The 15529-nt window shown below is 70.5% G+C and carries 13 protein-coding genes; 8 read left to right on the top strand and 5 right to left on the bottom strand.

Going from position 1 to position 15529, the window contains the following annotated elements; all coding sequences use genetic code 11:
* Positions 1–96: 96 nt before the first annotated feature.
* From mctP to C7C46_RS30515, 3 genes are all read right to left on the bottom strand, one after another.
* Complete coding sequence (gene mctP / locus C7C46_RS30525; RefSeq protein WP_110673174.1) at positions 97–1743, bottom strand: monocarboxylate uptake permease MctP; 1647 nt, start codon at positions 1741–1743, stop codon at positions 97–99.
* Entirely contained in the window at positions 1740–2021 is a 282-nt protein-coding gene (locus tag C7C46_RS30520) for a DUF3311 domain-containing protein (RefSeq protein WP_110673173.1), read from the bottom strand. Before C7C46_RS30520 ends, mctP begins: the two co-directional genes overlap by 4 nt.
* Before the next feature lie 307 nt (positions 2022–2328).
* Positions 2329–3138 (bottom strand): GntR family transcriptional regulator, encoded by an 810-nt coding sequence (locus C7C46_RS30515; protein WP_245985205.1) that lies wholly within the window; start codon positions 3136–3138, stop codon positions 2329–2331.
* Positions 3139–3491: 353 nt separating this feature from the next.
* On the opposite strand from C7C46_RS30515, the gene C7C46_RS30510 reads away from it, so the two are divergent.
* From C7C46_RS30510 to C7C46_RS30480, 7 genes are all read left to right on the top strand, one after another.
* Positions 3492–4766, top strand: a complete 1275-nt coding sequence (locus C7C46_RS30510) for an extracellular solute-binding protein (RefSeq protein WP_110673172.1) — start codon at positions 3492–3494, stop codon at positions 4764–4766.
* A 129-nt stretch (positions 4767–4895) separates the two neighbouring features.
* Positions 4896–5891 carry a carbohydrate ABC transporter permease gene (locus C7C46_RS30505; RefSeq protein WP_110673171.1) on the top strand — a complete coding sequence of 332 codons (996 nt, stop codon included), beginning with the start codon at positions 4896–4898 and terminating at the stop codon, positions 5889–5891.
* Positions 5888–6727 (top strand): carbohydrate ABC transporter permease, encoded by an 840-nt coding sequence (locus C7C46_RS30500; RefSeq protein ID WP_110673170.1) that lies wholly within the window; start codon positions 5888–5890, stop codon positions 6725–6727. Before C7C46_RS30505 ends, C7C46_RS30500 begins: the two co-directional genes overlap by 4 nt.
* Before the next feature lie 5 nt (positions 6728–6732).
* Positions 6733–8304: a glycoside hydrolase family 3 protein gene (locus C7C46_RS30495; RefSeq protein WP_110673169.1), complete on the top strand. Its 1572-nt coding sequence runs from the start codon at positions 6733–6735 to the stop codon at positions 8302–8304.
* Positions 8305–8699: 395 nt separating this feature from the next.
* Positions 8700–10007, top strand: coding sequence for an extracellular solute-binding protein (locus C7C46_RS30490; RefSeq protein ID WP_110673168.1), 1308 nt, complete (start codon positions 8700–8702; stop codon positions 10005–10007).
* Between the two features lie 62 nt (positions 10008–10069).
* Entirely contained in the window at positions 10070–11125 is a 1056-nt protein-coding gene (locus C7C46_RS30485; protein ID WP_110673167.1) for an SIS domain-containing protein, read from the top strand.
* Positions 11126–11482: 357 nt separating this feature from the next.
* On the top strand, positions 11483–13000 hold the full coding sequence (locus C7C46_RS30480; RefSeq protein ID WP_181442618.1) for a sensor histidine kinase: 1518 nt from the start codon (positions 11483–11485) through the stop codon (positions 12998–13000).
* Between the two features lie 410 nt (positions 13001–13410).
* Here the strand turns inward: C7C46_RS30480 and C7C46_RS30475 are convergent, their stop codons facing one another.
* Both C7C46_RS30475 and C7C46_RS30470 read right to left on the bottom strand, forming a co-directional pair.
* Positions 13411–13662, bottom strand: a complete 252-nt coding sequence (locus tag C7C46_RS30475; RefSeq protein WP_014138019.1) for a WhiB family transcriptional regulator — start codon at positions 13660–13662, stop codon at positions 13411–13413.
* 386 nt (positions 13663–14048) lie between these two features.
* Positions 14049–15020 (bottom strand): diacylglycerol/lipid kinase family protein, encoded by a 972-nt coding sequence (locus tag C7C46_RS30470; RefSeq protein ID WP_110673166.1) that lies wholly within the window; start codon positions 15018–15020, stop codon positions 14049–14051.
* Positions 15021–15071: 51 nt separating this feature from the next.
* Here C7C46_RS30470 and C7C46_RS30465 point away from each other — a divergent pair, with 51 nt between their 5' ends.
* On the top strand, positions 15072–15488 hold the full coding sequence (locus C7C46_RS30465; protein WP_110673165.1) for a hypothetical protein: 417 nt from the start codon (positions 15072–15074) through the stop codon (positions 15486–15488).
* Positions 15489–15529 lie beyond the last annotated feature (41 nt).

The following is a 15529-nucleotide window of genomic DNA, read 5'->3' as shown; positions in this document are numbered from 1 at the left end:
GACGACGCCCCAAGGACGTCATACATGTGATCGCGCCGCCATCACCTCAGTGTTGAGGGCGATGACGGCGCGATCACAGGGCGCGCGCTGGGGCGCTTAATGCGCCGCGACCGGCTGGGGCGCATCCGCAAGCTCGGGGTCGCCCTCCTCCGCGCTGTAGTCCGCCGCGGTGGTCTCGTCCACGCCCTCGGGGGCCTTGGCCGCCTTGAGCACCAGGGTGAGCACGACCGCCACGATCAGGTTGAGCACGAACGCGGTCAGCCCGATGTAGCCGATCTGGCCGATCACCGGGATGGCCGCGCTGCTGCCGCCGAAGTGCTTGGTGGCGGGCGAGGCGATTCCGTACGCCTTCCAGGTGCCGTAGACCATGCCGACGGCCCACCCGGCCAGCAGCGCCCAGCGGTGGAACCAGCGGGTGAACAGGCCGGCCACCACCGAGACGAAGGTCTGCAGGATCCAGATCCCGCCGAGCAGCTGCAGGTTGATCGCCAGCTGCTTGTCCATGCCGAGCACGAAGACCAGCGCGCCGACCTTGACCAGCAGCGAGACCACCTTGGCGACCTTGGTCTCCGCCTCCGGGGTGGCGTCGGGCCGCAGGAACTCCTTGTAGATGTTGCGGGTGAACAGGTTGGCCGCGGCGATCGACATGATCGCGGCCGGCACCAGGGCGCCGATCCCGATCGCGGCGAAGGCCACCCCGGTGAACCAGTCCGGGAAGAGCTTGGAGAACAGCTCCGGCACCGCCAGCTGCGGGTTGAAGCCGGCGATGGCCTTGCCGTTGGCGTCCTTGCCCACCCCGGCCGCGATCGCCAGGAAGCCGAGCAGCGCCAGCAGGCCCAGCATCAGCGAGTAGGCGGGCAGGATCGCCATGTTGCGGCGCACGGTGTTGCGCGACTTGGCGGCCAGCACGCCGGTGACGGTGTGCGGGTACATGAAGAGCGCGAGCGCCGAGCCGAACGCCAGGGTCGCGTACCCCCACTGCGCCTTCGGGCCGGTGATCATGGAGCCGACCGGCTGGTGGGTCTTCGGGTTGACCGCGTTGAACTTGGTCGCGGCCGCGTCGAAGATGTGCCCGTAGCCGCCCAGCCGCATCGGCAGGTAGACCACCGCGACGATGATCACGATGTAGACCAGGGTGTCCTTGACGAAGGCGATCAGCGCCGGCGCCCGCAGGCCCGAGGAGTAGGTGTAGGCGGCCAGCACCGCGAAGGCCAGGAAGAGCGGCAGGTCCTTGACGAACCAGTTGCTGCTCGACCCGCCGCCCACCCCGAGGGTGTCCAGCACCGCCTGGATGCCGACCAGCTGCAGCGCGATGTACGGCATGGTGGCCAGGATCCCGGTCACCGCGACGGCCAGCGCCAGGCCGCGCGAGCCGTACCGCCCGCGCACGAAGTCGGCGGGGGTCACGTAGCCGCGGCTGCGGGCCACCGACCAGAGCCGGGGCAGGAAGAGGAAGACCAGCGGGTAGGCGATGATCGTGTACGGCACGGCGAAGAAGCCCGCGGCGCCGGCCCCGTAGACCGCGGCCGGGACCGCGATGAAGGTGTAGGCGGTGTAGAGGTCGCCGCCCAGCAGGAACCAGGTGATCCAGGTCCCGAAGCTGCGCCCGCCCAGGCCCCACTCGTCCAGGTGCAGGCCGTTGTCGGACCGGCGCCAGCGGGAGGCCAGGAAGCCCAGCACGGTGACCAGCAGGAAGAAGAGGACGAACACCACCAGGGCGCCCGTGTTCACGCCGTGGCTCATCGCACCTCACCCCCGCGGGCGGCCTTGCGCCGGCGCGCGTCGTGGTTGAGCAGCAGGTAGGCGGCGCCGGTGAAGAGCGCCGAGACCGGGATCCAGAGGATCTGGTACCAGTAGAAGAACGGCACGCCGCCCAGCTTCGGGGTCAGCTTCGCGTAGGAGTTGACCCAGAGCAGCGCGACCACCGGGACGGCCAGGCTGAGGCCGGCCAGGACCCGGGCGGGGGTCACGGGGGGCAGAAGGCCCGGTGGTGCTGCGGGGGCGTCGGGTTCGAGCGTCATGAGCGGCTCCGGCGGTGGCAGGGAGATCCCCAGCAGCGCCGCAGCGCCCCGGGTTCCGACGCGCCCGCCGAGCAGCGCCCTTGGTGATCGGCTTGGACTGGTCGGAATGTAGGGCACCTCATGCCCTCGTGTCACCAGTCATAACCGGGGGTCTCGCAAACTGGACGGTCGCTCCGGCCGAACTCTGGCGCTGCGTCAGTTCGCCCGGGCCGGGACCGGACGCCGGGACCGGCATCGGGACGCACCGGGACCGGATGCGGGAAGGGGCGCCCCCGGCCGGGAGCGCCCCTTCCCGCGTGCCGCGAGGTCAGCTCGGGCGCTGCAGCCGGGTGATGAACTTGTACCGGTCGCCGCGGTAGATCGAGCGGACCCACTCCACCGGGGCGCCCTCGGGGTCGAAGGAGTGCCGGGACAGCTGGAGCATCGGCAGCCCCAGGTCGGAGCCGAGCAGGCCGGCCTCGCGCGGGTTGGCCAGTGTGGTCTCGATGGTCTCCTCGGCCTCGGCCACCACCACGCCGTACACCTCGCGCAGCGCGGTGTAGAGCGAGTTGTGCTTGATCAGGTTGCGGCGCAGTGCCGGGAAGCGCTTGGCCGACAGGTGGGCCACCTCGATCGCCATCGGATCGCCGTTGGCCAGCCGCAGCCGCTCGATCCGCAGCACCCGGCTGCCGGGCTTGATGTCCAGCAGCGGGGCGATCCGGTCGTCGGCGGTGATGTAGCCGACCTCGATCAGCCGCGAGGTGGGCTCCAGCCCCTGGGCGCGCATGTCCTCGGTGTAGGAGGTCAGCTGCAGGGCCTGCGCCACCTTGGGCTTGGCGACGAAGGTCCCCTTGCCCTGGATCCGCTCCAGCCGCCCCTCGACCACCAGTTCCTGCAGGGCCTGGCGCACCGTGGTGCGGGAGGTGTCGAACTGGGCGGCCAGCGCCCGCTCCGGCGGGACCGGGGTGCCGGCCGGCTGGGTCTCGGTGAGCTGGAGCAGGTGGCGCTTCAGCCCGTAGTACTTGGGCACGCGTGCGGACGCGGGGTCGCCCTCCGCCGTCTTGCCGGCCGTACCGGCCTGCGTGGGCACCGCCTGGGCCTGGGGGAGCTGGGCCGTGGTGCCCCCGTCGCTGCTCATGGCCGCTTCTCCGCTTCTCCGCGGGGCCCTGCTGGACCCCTCGCGGGGCCCTCAGGAGCCCCACTACCTCGTTAACGGCACACATCGTCGCACGTATGCCACGGCGACGGGGAGCTCATCACGCGATGAACGATGAGCGGTGTCGGCTTGATAACGGCTCGTCCGGATTGCTCATCGGCCCGTTGACAGTGCCATTGGTCTAGGCCAAGCTCCAGGCATCTGGTCTACACCACTGCAGACCACACTCATGAATCCCCACCCACTCGCGGGTCTCGGCGCCGCTTTCGCACGATTCGTGTGGATCTGCCGCTGGCCACCGATGGGGGCACCCGGGCATCCCTCAGGAGGATGGCGTGAAGCGTCAGCTCATCGCGGCGGTCGGCGTCGCGGCCATGGTCGTCGGCGTCGCGGCCTGCAGCTCGTCGAAGTCTTCGGACACCGCGAGCAGCTCCAGCAGCAAGCCGGCCAACTACAACGGCAAGACCCTCACCGCCTGGTTCATGGACGGCTCCGCGCCGCAGGCCTGGCAGGACGGGGTCAAGGCGGACTTCGAGTCGCAGTTCCCGGGCGCCAAGCTCAACATCCAGATCCAGAAGTGGGACGGCATCGGCCAGAAGATCACCACCGCCCTCTCCGAGGGTTCGGTGGACGTCCTCGAGGTCGGCAACACCCAGACCGCGGGTTACGCGGCCACCGGTGGCCTGCTGGACATCACCAAGGACAAGGCAGACCTGGGCGGCAGCGACTGGGCGAGCAACCTGAACGCCTCCTCGGTGCTGGACGGCAAGCAGTACGCCGCCCCGTGGTACTTCGCCAACCGCGTCGTCATCTACAACAAGGGCCTGTGGACGAAGGCCGGCATCAGCGGCGCTCCGAAGACCCTGGACGAGTTCTACCAGGACCTGGACAAGCTGAAGGCGGCCGGCGTCGGCAACCCGATCTACCTGCCGGGCCAGGAGTGGTACACCTACTTCGGCCTGCTGGCCGGCACCGGCGGCCAGATCGCCAAGCAGTCCGGTTCCAGCTGGGTCGGCAACCTGGAGTCGCCGGAGGCCAAGGCCGCCTTCCAGACCTACCAGAAGCTGCAGAGCTACTCGGCCGCTCCGAAGGACAAGGACGAGGCCACCCCGCAGCAGATGACGATCTTCCCCAAGGGCGACGTCGGCGCGATGATCGGCCTCGGCTGGGAGGCTCCGGCCCCCAAGGACATGCCGGCCGACAACGTGGGCTACTTCCCGCTGCCGGGCCTGACCGCCGACAAGCCGTCGGGCGTCTTCCTGGGCGGCTCGAACCTGGCCGTGGCCCAGGCGAGCAAGAACCAGGACCTGGCCAAGGGCTTCCTGAAGATCGCGCTCTCGGACAAGTACGAGGGCATGATGGCCGCCGCCGGCCTGGTCCCGAACAAGACCTCGCTGAACGCGCTGGCCACCTCGGACTACGCGAAGGCGGCCATCCCGGCCTCCACCAACGGTGCGACCACGCCGAACATCCCGGCCTGGGCGAACGTCGAGAACACGCCGAACCCGATCAAGGACTTCATGGCCGCCGCCCTCCAGGGCGGGGACTACGACAGCCTGGCCAAGAAGTACGACGACGAGATCACCAAGCGTCTCGCGCAGAAGAACTAGTAGCACCGAGCGGCGTCGCCCGCCGGCTCCCGAAGGGGCCGGCGGGCGCCGCCGCCGCCCTGTTTGTGGCCGCGCGGGCGGCCGGACGGTGGCCGCCACGTTTCGGCCAGGCGTGAGGAAGAGAGAGCGATGGCTGTTCAGTCGGACCCGGTGCGGGCCCAGGCCCCAGGGCCCAGCAACACTGACGGGGCGGTTCCGGGCGACTCCCTGAGCGGGCCCAGAAGGTCCGGCCCCGGGCTGTTGTCCCGGTTCGCGCCGTACGCGCTGCTGGCGCCGGCCATGCTGGCCACCCTGACGCTGCTGCTCTGGCCGCTGGTCAACACCTTCGTCCTGTCGCTGCAGAACCTGAACAAGCGTCAGCTGATCCAGCACCTGACCGAGTGGACCGGCTTCTCCAACTACACGGACCAGCTGACCAGTGCCGACTTCTGGCACACCACCGAGCGCTCGGTGGTCTTCACCGCGATCAACGTGGTGCTGATCATGGTCGGCGGCACCCTGGTCGGCCTGCTGCTCAACCGGCTCGGCAGCAAGATGCGGCTGACCCTCGGGGTCGGCCTGATCCTGGCCTGGGCGATGCCGTTCGTGGCGCAGTCCACCGTCTACCTGTGGCTCTTCGACTCGCGCTACGGCGTGGTCAACTGGGGCCTGGACAAGCTCGGCTGGCACAGCATGGCCACCTACAACTGGACCGGGAACCAGGCCTCCACGTTCTTCGTGATCATCCTGCTGATCGTCTGGGGCTCGATCCCGTTCGTGGCGTTCAACATGTACGCGGGCCTGACCACGATCCCGACCGAGCTGTACGAGGCCGCCCGGATGGACGGCGCCGGCGCGTTCAAGATCTTCAGCTCGGTGATCTACCCGAGCCTGAAGCCCTTCTTCCTGGGGACGACCTTCCTGGAGATCATCTGGGTCTTCAAGTCCTTCACCCAGGTCTACACGATCGACGGCGGCGGCCCCGAGCGGTCCACCGAGACCATGCCGGTCTACTCCTTCGTCGAGGGCATCGGCAACCAGCACTTCGGCGTCGGCAGCGCGATCGCCATCCTGACCATGGTGATGCTGGCGCTGGCCATGGTCCCGTACTTCCGAGTCATTCTGAAGCAGGAGGACGAGCTGTGAGGCGCTCTCTCTTTGGCCGCAGCTGGCCCAATGTCATCGCCCTTGTCCTGCTGGTCTTCTTCGCCTTCCCGGTCTACTGGATGGTCTCCACCTCGTTCAAGCCGAACAAGGACATCATCAGCAAGACCCCGGTCTTCATCCCCTTCCACGCCACGCTGGAGCACTTCAGCACCGCGTTCAAGGCCCCGCAGTTCTGGGAGATGGCCGGCAACAGCCTGCTGGTCACCGTGATCGCGGTGGGCGCCTCGCTGGTGATCGCCACCCTGGCCGCCTTCGCGGTGGCCCGGATGCGCTTCCGCGGCCGCAAGGCCTTCATCCTGGTGATCATGCTGGCGCAGATGGCGCCCTGGGAGGTCATGGTCATCTCGGTGTACCTGATCGTCCGTGACAACAACATGCTCAACAGCCTCGTGCCGCTGATGATCTTCTACATGATGATGGTGCTGCCCTTCACCGTCTGGACGCTGCGCGGCTTCATCGCGGCGGTGCCCAAGGAGCTGGAGGAGTCGGCCATGGTGGACGGCTGCACCCGCCCGCAGGCCTTCGTCCGGGTGGTCTTTCCGCTGCTGGTCCCGGGCCTGATGTCCACCTCGCTCTTCGGCTTCATCACCGCGTGGAACGAGTTCCCGCTGGTCCTGGTGCTCAACAAGGCCACCGGCCCGGGCACCGCGCAGACGCTGCCGGTCTGGCTGAGCTCCTTCCAGACCAACTTCGGCGACGACTGGGGCGCCACCATGGCCGCCTCCACCGTCTTCGCGCTGCCGATCCTGGTGCTCTTCCTCTTCTTCCAGCGCAAGGCGGTCGGCGGTCAGACCGCCGGCGCGGTGAAGGGCTGATCAGCATGAGCATCCTCATCCCGACCGTGCCCGACAGCGACCAGCTGCACCGGGACGCGCTCGCCGTGCTGCAGCCCGGCTTCGACGGCACCGAGCCGCCCGAGTGGGTGCACCGGCACATCGCCGCCGGCCTCGGCTCGGTGGCGCTGTTCGGCCGCAACGTGACCGGCCAGGCCCAGCTGACCGAGCTCTGCCGCGAGCTGCGCCGGGAGAACCCGGACCTGCTGATCGCGATCGACGAGGAGGGCGGCGACGTCACCCGCCTGGAGGTCGGCTCCGGCTCCTCCTGGCCGGGCAACCTGGCGCTCGGCGCGGTCGACGACCCGGCGCTGACCCGGGACGTGGCCCGCGAGCTCGGCCGGGCGCTGGCCGAGTGCGGCATCAACTTCAACTGGGCGCCGGCCGCCGACGTCAACTCCAACCCGGGCAACCCGGTGATCGGGGTGCGCTCGTTCGGCGCCGACACCGAGCTGTGCGCCCGGCACACCGCGGCCTGGGTGGAGGGCCTGCAGTCGGCGGGGGTGGCCGCCTGCGCCAAGCACTTCCCCGGCCACGGCGACACCAACGTGGACTCGCACCACGGCCTGCCGCTGATCGACGTGGCGGAGGACCTGCTGCGCTCGCGCGACCTGCCGCCCTTCGCGGCGGCGGTCGAGGCCGGCGCCAAGGCCGTGATGAGCGCGCACATCATGATCCCGGCGCTCGACCCGGTCTACCCGGCCACGCTGTCCGAGGCGGTGCTCTCCGGCCTGCTGCGCGGGCCGCAGAGCGCGGGCGGGCTCGGCTACCAGGGCCTGATCGTCACCGACGCGGTGGAGATGGGTGCCATCGCCGACACTTACGGGATCGCGGAGGGGACGGTGCTGGCGCTGGCCGCGGGTGCCGACGCGATCTGCGTGGGCGGCGGCCTGTGCGACGAGGAGACGGTGCTCCAGCTGCGCGACGCGATCGTGGAGGCGGTCCGCTCGGGCCGGCTCGCCGAGCAGCGGCTGGCGGACGCCGCCGCCCGGGTGCGGGAGCTGGGCAGCTGGGCCCGGCAGGCGCGGTTCGGCGCCGGGGCGGCCCAGGCGGCCCCGGTGGAGCCGGACCTGGCGATCGGCCTGCGGGCGGCCCGCCGGGCGCTCAAGGTGACCGAGGACCCGGCGCAGCCGTTCCTCCCGGTCACCGAGCGCCCGTACGTGGTCTCCTTCTCGCCGGAGTCCAACATCGCGGTGGGCGACGAGACCCCGTGGGGCGTGGCCGGCATGCTGGCCGAGCGCTTCCCGGGCACCCGCAGCCGCAGCGTCGGTCCGGAGCAGGCCGAGGAGGCCGAGCTGGAGCCGCTGGTGGCCGCGCTGGTCGCCGAGGCCCAGGGGCGCCGCCTGGTCCTGGTGGTGCGCGACGTGCACCGCCACGGGTGGATGTCGGCGGCACTGCGCCTGCTGCTGACCTCCCGCCCCGACGCCCTGGTGGTGGAGATGGGGGTGCCGCAGGCCGAGCCGGTCGGCGCGCTGCACATCGTCACCCACGGTGCCGCCCGGGTCTGCGGGCTCGCCGCGGTGGAGGTCCTCACCGGTCAGCCCTCGGTCCGCGGCTGACCGTCCGACACTTTCCGACCGCCGCTCAACACCGGTGCCCCGGAACGGAATTACCGTTCCGGGGCACCGGTGTACCGGTTTCCGGGCGGCCCGCGGAATCCCGCCGCCCGGCTCCCGGCGGGCCGCGGGAAGACCATTCGCACGGGAATTGTCATGCATTAAGCAGGCCTTAAGGGAACCTCAAGTGACGGGTCGACAGCGGAGCGCTGATCGCTGACAACAGGTGTGCAACGGCGGACCGCCAAGTGAACCGATCGCGTTGACACAGCCTTTGGTCTAGGCCAGGCTCCAGAAATCTGGTCTGGACCACATCGGGTCCACCGTCGGAATTCTCGGTTGCCCCTGGCCCATCCTGCCGCGGGAACACCCTCTTGCCGTCCCTCCGGGAGGATCGCGTGAAGCGTCAGCTGTTGGCCGCGTCCGTCGTTACCGCACTGGTCGCAGGAGCCGCCGCATGCGGGTCGGGCGGCTCGGGAGGGCCCGCCAGGCAGAGCGCCGACCCGAAGGCGGCCACCGGCTCGCTCACCGTCTGGCTGATGAACGACGCCCAGAGCAGCTGGCCCGAGCTGGTCCAGCAGGTCAACGACGAGTTCGCCGCGCTCTACCCGAACGTCACCATCAAGCTCAGCTACCAGACCTGGGCCGACAAGGTGAACAACCTGGACACCGCGCTCGGCCAGGGCAAGGCGCCGGACGTCGTCGAGCTCGGCAACACCGAGACCATGAAGTACATCCTGGGCGGTTCGCTGCTCGAGGTGAACAAGGCCGACTACGAGAACTCCGACGCCTGGATCCGCGGCCTGGAGAACACCTGCAACTACAACGGCAAGCTCTACTGCGTGCCGTACTACGCCGGCGCCCGGGTCGCGGTCTACAACTCCGCGATGCTCCAACAGGCCACCGGCAGCGCCGACTTCCCCAAGACCGAGGACGACCTGCGGGCCGCCATGGACAGGGTCCAGCAGAACGCCCCCAAGGGCGACAAGGCCTTCTCCGCGCTCTACCTGCCGGGCCCGTACTGGTACGCCGCGATGTCGTACGTGGCGGCCTACGGCGGCTCGATCGCCAAGTTCGACGCGGCCGGCAACTGGCACGGCACGCTGGAGGACCCGAAGGCGCAGCAGGGCATCCAGCACTTCGTCGAGCTGGTGAAGAAGTACAACCACAACGACCTGACGGTCAACGAGCTGCACCAGTCGGACGTGCTCGGCAAGCAGAAGGCCGCGGTGATCTACGGCAACGGCTGGGAGGCGGGCAGTGCGGCCACCCCGCCCGGTGGCGACGCGGCGCTCAAGGACGTGCTCAAGGTGGCCGGCTTCCCCGGCCCGAACGGCAAGCCGCTGCCCAGCTTCATCGGCGGCTCGGACCTGGCGATCACCGCCAAGTCCACCATCGCCGACCCGGCCAAGGCCTGGATCAAGCTGTTCACCAGCACCAAGTCCGAGGCGCTGCTGGCCGGCAAGGACATCCTGCCGAACAACCTGACCCAGCTGGACGCGCTCAAGTACAAGCCGGAGACGGCGGCCGCGGCGAACGCGGTGCCGGATGCCTGGTTCACCCCGCTGGCACCCGGCTGGGCCCAGGTGGAGAAGCAGAACGTGCTGGTCAACATGCTCAGCTCGATCCTGGCCGGCAAGCCGGTGGACGAGGCCACCAAGGCCGCCGACGCGCAGATCAACCAGCTGATCAACAATCAGTCCTGACGATGCGTCAGGGCCGTAGCATCGGTGGGCCGGTACCCGTCCGCCCATCGAGAGGGGCCCCGATGCCCGAGCAGCCGACCCACCCGCCCGGCCGGATCATGGCGGCCGAGATGGCCGAGCAGCCCGCGGTGCTGCGCCGGCTGCTGGACGAGGGGGCGGCGCCGATCAGGCAGGTCGCGGCGCAGATCGCCGCGCGCGGTCCGCGGTTCGTGCTGCTGACCGCCCGCGGCACCTCGGACAACGCGGCGCTGTACGCGAAGTACCTGGTGGAGGTGGAGCTGGGCAAGCCGGCCGGGCTGGCCTCGATGTCCACCACCACCGCCTACGGCGCCCGGCCCGACCTGCGGGACGTGCTGGTGGTCACGGTCAGCCAGTCCGGCGGCTCGCCCGACCTGGTCGCCTCCACCAAGGCGGCCCGGGAGGGCGGCGCGGTCACCCTGGCGGTCACCAACAACCCGGGCTCCCCGCTGGCCGAGGTCTCCGAGTTCCACATCGACGTGCTGGCCGGGCCGGAGAAGGCGCTGCCGGCCACCAAGACCTACACCGCCGAGCTGCTGGCCCTGTTCCTGTTCGTGCAGGGCCTGCGCGGACAGGGCGGGGCGGCGGCCGAGCAGCTGCCGCAGCTGGCGGCCCAGGTGCTGGGGCGCCAGGCCGAGGTGCGGGCGCTGGCCGAGCGCTACCGGTTCGCCCAGCGGCTGGTGCTGACCTCGCGCGGCTTCGGCTACCCGAGCGCGCGGGAGGCGGCGCTCAAGCTGATGGAGACCACCTACATCCCGGCCCAGCCGTTCTCCGGCGCCGACCTGCTGCACGGGCCGCTGGCGATGGTGGACAACGTCTCGCCGGTGATCGCGATCGTGCCGGACGGCAAGGGCGGCGAGGCGCTGCAGCCGGTGCTGGACCGGCTGCGCGGGCGCGGGGCGGACCTGATGGTGGTGGGCCAGCGGGACCAGGTGGCGGCCGCCTCGGCAGGCTTCGCGCTGCCGGCCGGAGTGCCGGAGGAGGTGCAGCCGATCCTGGAGATCCTGCCGCTGCAGCAGCTGGCCTACGAGATCACCATCGCCCGCGGCCAGGACCCGGACGCGCCGCGCGCGCTGGCCAAGGTGACCGAGACGCACTGAGCGGGGGCGCGGGCGGGGCAGCAGCCGGGCGGAAAAGCGGAACAGCGGAAAACACTACGGGCCACGGCGCCGACGCGGGACCCTCAACCCGCGCGGCACCGCAGCCCGGAGCTGTCGTCGGTCGCCGGCTGCGGCACCGGGACTGTGCGGGGTCCCGGTGAGCCGGCGGCCGACCGAGGAGAGACCGCGCGCGGTCAGGGCAGTTGCGCGGTGTGGTCCCTCCTTGGTGCTCTTCCATTGTGGACTAGACCAATCTTGGTTGTCCAGACGAGCGCGACAACTGGCTCCGAGGACGGTGCGGCCCCGGCGGCCCGGGCGGATCGCGCCGTCCGGCGCCGGGTTGGCTACGCTCGCCCTGTGCCCTCGCTGAACGAACTCGTCCGCCGCCACACCACCCTCACCGGTGCCGACGTGGAATGGCTGCACCTGCTGGTCTCGGAGTGGCAGCTGCTCTCCGACCTGTCCTTCGCCGACCTGGTGCTCTGGATCCCCACCTGGGACGGCATCCGGTACGTCTCGGTGGCCCAGATGCGGCCCAACACCGGCCCCACCTCGTACCAGGACGACATGGTCGGCCACCTGGTCCCGCGCGGGCGCCGACCGCTGCTGGACGCCGCCTTCGACGAGGGCCGGATCGTGCGCGAGGGCGACCCGGAGTGGCGCGAGGAGGTGCCGGTGCGGGTCGAGTCGATCCCGGTGCGGCGCGAGGGCCGGGTGCTCGGCGTGATCGCCCGCAACACCAACCTGCTCACCGTGCGCACGCCCAGCCGGCTGGAGCTCACCTACCTGCAGAGCGCCTCCGACCTGGCCCAGATGATCGCGGCCGGCACCTTCCCGTACCGGGGCGAGCAGGTGGACATGGACGCGGCCCCCCGGGTGGGCGACGGCCTGATCCGGCTGGACGCCGACGGCATCGTCACCTACGCCAGCCCCAACGCGCTCTCCGCCTACCACCGGTTGGGCCTGACCACCGACCTGGTGGGGGTTCACCTGGGGCGCACCACGGCTGAGTTGGCGCCGCCTTCGCGCGGGGCGGTGCACGAGGCGCTGGTCAAGCTGGCCAGCGGCTGGGCGCCGCGGCAGACCGAGGTGGAGGTCCAGGGCGGCGTGGTCACGCTGCGGGCCATCCCGCTCAAGCCCAAGGGCACCCACACCGGCTCGCTGGTGCTGGTCCGCGACGTCACCGAGCTGCGCCGCCGGGACCGCGAACTGATCACCAAGGACGCCACCATCCGGGAGATCCACCACCGGGTGAAGAACAACCTGCAGACGGTCGCGGCGCTGCTGCGGCTGCAGTCGCGCCGGATGGACTCCGAGGCCGCCCGCGGCGCGCTGGACGAGGCGGTGCGCCGGGTCGGCTCGATCGCCATCGTGCACGAGACCCTCTCGCAGAACCTGGACGAGAAGGTGGCCTTCGACGAGATCGCCGACCGGGTGCTGGCGATGGTGATGGAGCTCTCCCAGGACGGCCAGGTCACCACCCGGCGCAGCGGCAGCTTCGGCATCCTGTCGGCGGAGGTGGCCACGCCGCTGGCGATGGTGCTGACCGAGCTGCTGCAGAACGCACTCGAACACGCCTTCGGCCCGAAGACCGCCGGCACCCTGTTCGTCAGCGCGCTGCGCGGCCGGGCGTCGGCCACCGGCAAGGGCTGGTCGGACAGTTGGACGGGCGGGGCGCGGCCGGAGGAGTACCTGCTGATCACCGTTCAGGACGACGGGCGCGGCATGCCGGAGGGCTTCGACCCGCAGCTGGGCGGCAACCTCGGGCTGCAGATCGTGCGCACCCTGGCCACCGGTGAGCTGGGCGGCACCTTCGACATGGTGGCGGCCCCGGGCGGCGGCACCAAGGTGGTGCTGGAGATCCCGGTCCGCTGACGGGGTGTCAGAAGCCGGGCGCCCAGGGGGTCGTGCGGCGGCGGGGGAGAAAAACGAGACCCTGCCGACCGGGGGGGGGAGGGTCGGCAGGGCCTCTCAACCCGCTCCGGCCGTCGGGGGGAGTCGGTCGGAACGGGGGCTCTGTGCGGGCGTGACGCCCGCCCCGCAAACTGCGTACGGTGAGCGTCCCAAGTCCACAGTATTGCTCTGCGTGAGCAGTGGCAAGTGTCGGGACCGAGTTGAGCCGCGTGTCGGCTCGCCGCGCCGGCCGGATTGCCCGGGCGCGGCGGCTCCTCGGAAGGCTCCGACTCAGCGGCGGTCGAAGCCTGTGATCATGTGTCGATCGGGTACTGCGGGTGCGGCGGGTGCTGCGCGTCGATCACCGAGCGGAGCGCTGTGAAGCTGCTCGCTCAGGCAGTGCGGGCGCGGTTGCGGGCGGCGCGACGCTTCATCGCACGACGCTCGTCCTCGCTCATGCCGCCCCAGACGCCGGCGTCCTGGCCGGTCTCCAGAGCCCACTGCAGACACTGCTCCATGACGGGACAGCGGCGGCACACGGCCTTGGCTTCCTCGATCTGCAGCAGAGCAGGACCGGTGTTCCCGATCGGGAAGAACAGCTCCGGGTCCTCTTCGCGGCAGACAGCGCGGTGGCGCCAGTCCATGGTCGTCCAACTCCTCCTGCCGACGGACGGTGGTCCAGCGGCACTATCGATGGTGGCTTGTGAATGTGAACGCTTTCACGAATCCCCCAAAGGCAAAAGGGGACCTACGGCCGGTGAGGCCCGACGGTCTTTGCTGAGGGGGGTTCGGGCGAATCCTGCGCGCCTCCCGGCCGGGGGCCAGGTGGTACGCGGTCAGTGGGGCCGCTTCGCTGTCCCGCTGCGCCGCGTCCCGATCGCCATGTAGAGGTTCGCAAACCTCGGGCTCGGATACAACCCCCTTCGAGGAGGAATTTTTGATTCTTCGGTGTCGCCTACCTCACAGGCAGTACTTCTATGGGGTGAAGGGGGCTCGCGCGTTCGAGAAGAAGGGCGGGACCCCCTTCTGGTCACACAATCACACGCAGTGCCCGCCGTACGCCTGTGAAACTGACGCGACTCCGGTCTCCAAGGTGGTCCCCATCGACCTGAAATGGGGCCGGTTCCTGTGAAACCAAGGTGAAGTGCCGGACGTCGTGATAGGAGACCACGTGCTTTCCGGTCGGTCCGGCGGCCGTGCCGGATTGGTCCGAAGGAGTGTGCGGCAACAGGATCTGACGGACCGTGCGAGCGGTTCCGAACGCCGTCATTCGAGTGATGCCGAAGACGTCCAGATCGGTTTCGAAGGAAGCCGCGGGCGAAGGCAGTACCGGGCGGTTGCCCAGGAAGGTCCACGGAGAGGTGTTCGACACTATGGACAACACCAGCCCCGGCTGCGGGGCCCGGCCCGGCAGTTCCAGGGTGACGGGGCCGTTCTTCCGGTGCTCACGCTCGGTGACGTAGTGCCGGAGCGCCTCGCGGACGTAGAGCGCGTGCGTGGATCGGCGCCCGGACCGGCGCTGCTCCTCCACCCGACCGACCACGCCGGCATCGAAGCCGAGCCCGGCGGTGAAGGTGAACCAGCGGTCCGGCAGCCCCTCGGTCATCGCCTTGCCCAGCGAGATCTGCCGCTCGCGGCGCTGGTCCAGCGCGTCCAGCAGCACCCCGGTCGCCTCCACGGGGTGGTTGGGCAGGCCCAGCGCGCGGGCGAAGACGTTGGTCGAGCCGCCCGGCACCACCGCCAGCCGGGGCACCCGCTCGCCCGGGCCGTGTGCCAGCAGGCCGTTCACCACCTCGTTGACGGTGCCGTCGCCGCCCAGCGCCACCACCAGGTCCACCGTGCCGTCGGCGGCCGCCTGGCGGGCCAGGTCGCGGGCGTGGCCGCGGTACCCGGTGACCGCCACGTCCAGCTTCAGGTCGCTGCGCAGGGCGTGGGTCAGGACGTCCCTGGTGCGGCCACTGGTGGTGGTGGCCTTCGGGTTCACGACCAGGAGCGCGCGCATGAGGCTCAGCCTACGGCTCGGGGCCGCGGGGGCGGCGGCTACCCTGCTGGGGTGACCGCAGAGACCTCCGCACCCGCACCGGCCGCCCGTCCGGCCCAGTTGCTCGCCGCCGTCGCCCTCACCGTGGCCGAGGGCACCGCCCTGGTGGCCTGGGGCGGCTACATGATCGTGGCCGCGCTGGTGGAGAGCACCAGGAACCAGGGCCTGGCCGAGTACGGCGGCGTGGTGATCCTGCTGATGGGCCTGCTGCCGCTGCTGGCCGCCCGGGCGCTGCTGCGGCTGCGCAGCTGGGGGCGGACCCCCGCGGTGCTGACCCACTCGCTCTGCCTGCCGGTCGCCTACTACATGTGGCAGAGCAGCGGGGCGATGCCGGTGCTCGGGGTGCTGGTGGGCCTGGCCGGGCTGGCCGGCCTGGTGGTGCTGCTCAACCCCAAGGTGACGAAGGCGCTGTACCAGCAGGCGGGTTGAACCACCCGGACTGCCCAGCGCCCGGACGTGAGAGCGGGGCG

The sequence above is a fragment of the Streptomyces tateyamensis genome (assembly GCF_003205575.1).
In the GTDB taxonomy this organism is placed as follows: Bacteria; Actinomycetota; Actinomycetes; order Streptomycetales; family Streptomycetaceae; genus Kitasatospora; species Kitasatospora tateyamensis.
Note: the sequence above shows the minus strand (reverse complement) of the source record. Positions and strands in the feature narration are given on the sequence as shown.

Coding starts and splice junctions, on each gene's coding strand:
- mctP (WP_110673174.1), bottom strand. CDS start 1,743: ATGAGCCACGGCGTGAACACGGGCGCCCTGGTGGTGTTCGTCCTCTTC.
- C7C46_RS30520 (WP_110673173.1), bottom strand. CDS start 2,021: ATGACGCTCGAACCCGACGCCCCCGCAGCACCACCGGGCCTTCTGCCC.
- C7C46_RS30515 (WP_245985205.1), bottom strand. CDS start 3,138: ATGAGCAGCGACGGGGGCACCACGGCCCAGCTCCCCCAGGCCCAGGCG.
- C7C46_RS30505 (WP_110673171.1), top strand. CDS start 4,896: ATGGCTGTTCAGTCGGACCCGGTGCGGGCCCAGGCCCCAGGGCCCAGC.
- C7C46_RS30495 (WP_110673169.1), top strand. CDS start 6,733: ATGAGCATCCTCATCCCGACCGTGCCCGACAGCGACCAGCTGCACCGG.
- C7C46_RS30485 (WP_110673167.1), top strand. CDS start 10,070: ATGCCCGAGCAGCCGACCCACCCGCCCGGCCGGATCATGGCGGCCGAG.
- C7C46_RS30475 (WP_014138019.1), bottom strand. CDS start 13,662: ATGGACTGGCGCCACCGCGCTGTCTGCCGCGAAGAGGACCCGGAGCTG.
- C7C46_RS30470 (WP_110673166.1), bottom strand. CDS start 15,020: ATGCGCGCGCTCCTGGTCGTGAACCCGAAGGCCACCACCACCAGTGGC.